Origin of the sequence: Actinomadura sp. KC06 (assembly GCF_004348735.1) — a bacterium.
In the GTDB taxonomy this organism is placed as follows: Bacteria; Actinomycetota; Actinomycetes; order Streptosporangiales; family Streptosporangiaceae; genus Spirillospora.
In genome coordinates this window covers 1-2,365 of sequence record NZ_SMKT01000361.1, presented here as the reverse complement: position 1 = coordinate 2,365, position 2,365 = coordinate 1, and the positions used below count along the sequence as shown (strand labels likewise).

General features: G+C 70.8%; 3 protein-coding genes. 2 read left to right on the top strand and 1 reads right to left on the bottom strand.

Annotated features, from left to right (window positions below; all coding sequences use genetic code 11):
* Nucleotides 1-290, bottom strand: a 290-nt coding sequence (locus E1287_RS42995; protein WP_131971870.1) for a hypothetical protein, incomplete at its 3' end; no start/stop codon positions are given.
* A gap of 196 nt (nucleotides 291-486) precedes the next feature.
* On the opposite strand from E1287_RS42995, the gene E1287_RS42990 reads away from it, so the two are divergent.
* The gene (locus E1287_RS42990) at nucleotides 487-1,761 is read left to right on the top strand and encodes a helix-turn-helix transcriptional regulator (protein ID WP_131971868.1); all 1,275 of its coding nucleotides are present in this window, start codon (nucleotides 487-489) and stop codon (nucleotides 1,759-1,761) included.
* Nucleotides 1,758-2,321, top strand: a complete 564-nt coding sequence (locus E1287_RS42985) for a GNAT family N-acetyltransferase (RefSeq protein WP_131971866.1) — start codon at nucleotides 1,758-1,760, stop codon at nucleotides 2,319-2,321. Before E1287_RS42990 ends, E1287_RS42985 begins: the two co-directional genes overlap by 4 nt.
* The last annotated feature ends 44 nt before the right edge of the window (nucleotides 2,322-2,365 follow it).

The following is a 2,365-nucleotide window of genomic DNA, read 5'->3' as shown; positions in this document are numbered from 1 at the left end:
ACGTCGCTCAGGTCGAACCTCCAGCCTGGAAAGTTCTCGCGCAGGGACTCCAGGTCCTCCATGCGTTCCTCGCGCGACCCGCCGGACGTGAGCGCCGCGAGGTCGACGGCCTGGCTCATGAGACGCTCCAGCACCCCGGAGTTCTTCGCCTCGGCCACCGGGTGCCCGCCGATCCAGTCGTCGGAAGGGTCGCGCATGGCGAGCCACGGGACGGGCTTGCTGTCGACGTACTCGATCCGCCACCCGGGGTGCTCCTCGCGGAGCCGGGCGGCGCTCTCGGATATGGTCATCGTCAGCCGGACCTCGTTTCCGGTCAGGCCCCGGACCCCCGGCGTTCGCCCGCCGGCCGGGGCCGTCTTCGTGTCTTGCGACACCTTTCGACCACCACGAGACCGTGTCCGGCGTTAGCGTGGAAGGCGTTGATTGTTGACGCCCCGGTTCAGTCAACGGAAATAACAGGCACACCGGCGCGAAACGGCGGGAGCGATGACCGGCGAGACGTTCGGCGAGCTGCTCCGACAGATCATGACCGAGCGTGGGATCGGCGTTCGCGCGCTGGCCAGGCAGGTTCCGTGCGACCCCGCGCACATCTCCAGGCTTCGGCAGGGGCACATCGGCATCTCCGAGCGGATGGCCATCCGGCTCGACGAGATCCTCCAAGCGGGCGGCCACCTCGTTGATCTCGCCGAGTCAACACCGGACTCAGTGAGTCCTGGACGAGCCGACGACGACAATGAGGACGTGGACCGCCGAACTCTTCTTGGCCTCATGGCCACATCCGCCGCCACCAGCTCGCTGGCTCGTGACGCCGAGCCACTGCGCGACGCGTTCGAGGCCGCCGTCGCCGCGGACGCCAGCGACCGCGACGCCAGCACCTGGGAACGCGTCGCGCACGACTACGCCCGAGAGGTCGGCTGGTCCTCCGCTGCAGTCCTGCAGCAGGAGCTGACGGCCGACTTCGCCGAACTGACGCGCCTGCTGCCAGCCGGCCGAGGGACCGCGCGAACCCGGCTGGTCCACGTGGCCGCGCAGCTCGCCGCGCTCATGGCGATCAACTTGACCAACCTGGGCGAGGGCCGGTCCGCGCGCCGCTGGTGGCGCACCGCCGCCCGCGCCGCCGACCAGACCGGCGACCACACCGCCGCCGCCCTTGTCCGTGGTCGCGCCGCCGTGTTCGCCCTCTATGCCGACGCGCCCCGCCTGTCAGCCGTCGAAGCGGCCGAGGAGGCGATCGCGGTAGGGCAAGGCGTCCCCTGTGCCGGCGTCGCCTCCGGGCACGCCGCCAAGGCCCAGGCCCTCGCCGAACTCGGCCGCCACGACGAGGCAAGCGACGCGCTCGACGACCTGCGCGGCGTGTTCGAGCAGCTGCCCGACGCGGTACGCACAGACCGCGGCAGCCAATGGGGCTGGTCGAACGGCCGTCTCCTCTACGTCACCAGCCTGGTTCACACCTGCGCCGGGAACGTCGAGTCGGCGATGGCCGCCCAGGACGCCGCGCTGGCCCTCTACCCCCGCCGGAACTGGCAAGCCCGCGCGCAGGTCGAGATGCACCGGGCCGGTGCCCTGATCCGTGCCGGAGACGTCGACGAGGGCGCACATCACATGGCGCGGGTGCTGGAGAGCCTGCCGGCCGAGCAGCGCAGCGACGGGCTCCTGCGGGGCAGCGCGCTGACCTCACTGCGACTGGCGGCGCCCGCTCAGGCCAGGCGGCCCTCGATCCAGCAGGCACGTGAACTACTCGCATCAACGGGAGACCGATGACCTCGGACCTCACCTTCACCCGCCACGACCCCGCCGACGCCGAGAACATCCTCGGCAGCGTGATCGTGCCGGTCTACATCGCTTCCCACCAGGACGTGATCGACCAGCCGTTCTACTCGGCCGAGCGGTTCGCCGAGCGGTTCCCCGGCTACGCCAAGGCCCCAGGGTTCGAGATCGTCATCGCCCGTATCGGCGGGCAGCCAGTCGGGCAGGCGTTCGGGTACGCGCTGCCGGTCAACGCCCGCTGGTGGGACGGGCTGACCACGCCGGTCCCGGACGGGTTCACCACCGAGACCGGGTCGCGGACGTTCGCGTTCAACGAGCTGATGGTCGTCCCCGAGCGGCAGGGCAAGGGGGTGGCGCACGCCCTTCACGATGCCCTGCTCGGCGGCCGTGCCGAGGAGCGGGCGACGCTGCTGGTCCGCGAGGACAACGAGTCCGCACGGCGCGCCTATGCGCGGTGGGGCTGGCGCAAGGCCGGCAAGGCTCAGCCGTTCCCCGACTCTCCGCACTTCGACGTGATGATCGTCGAACTGCCGCTGCACGGTGCCCTGCCGTAGATGCACCTCCCCAGAGTTCCCCAAGCCTTACCGGCGATGCACAT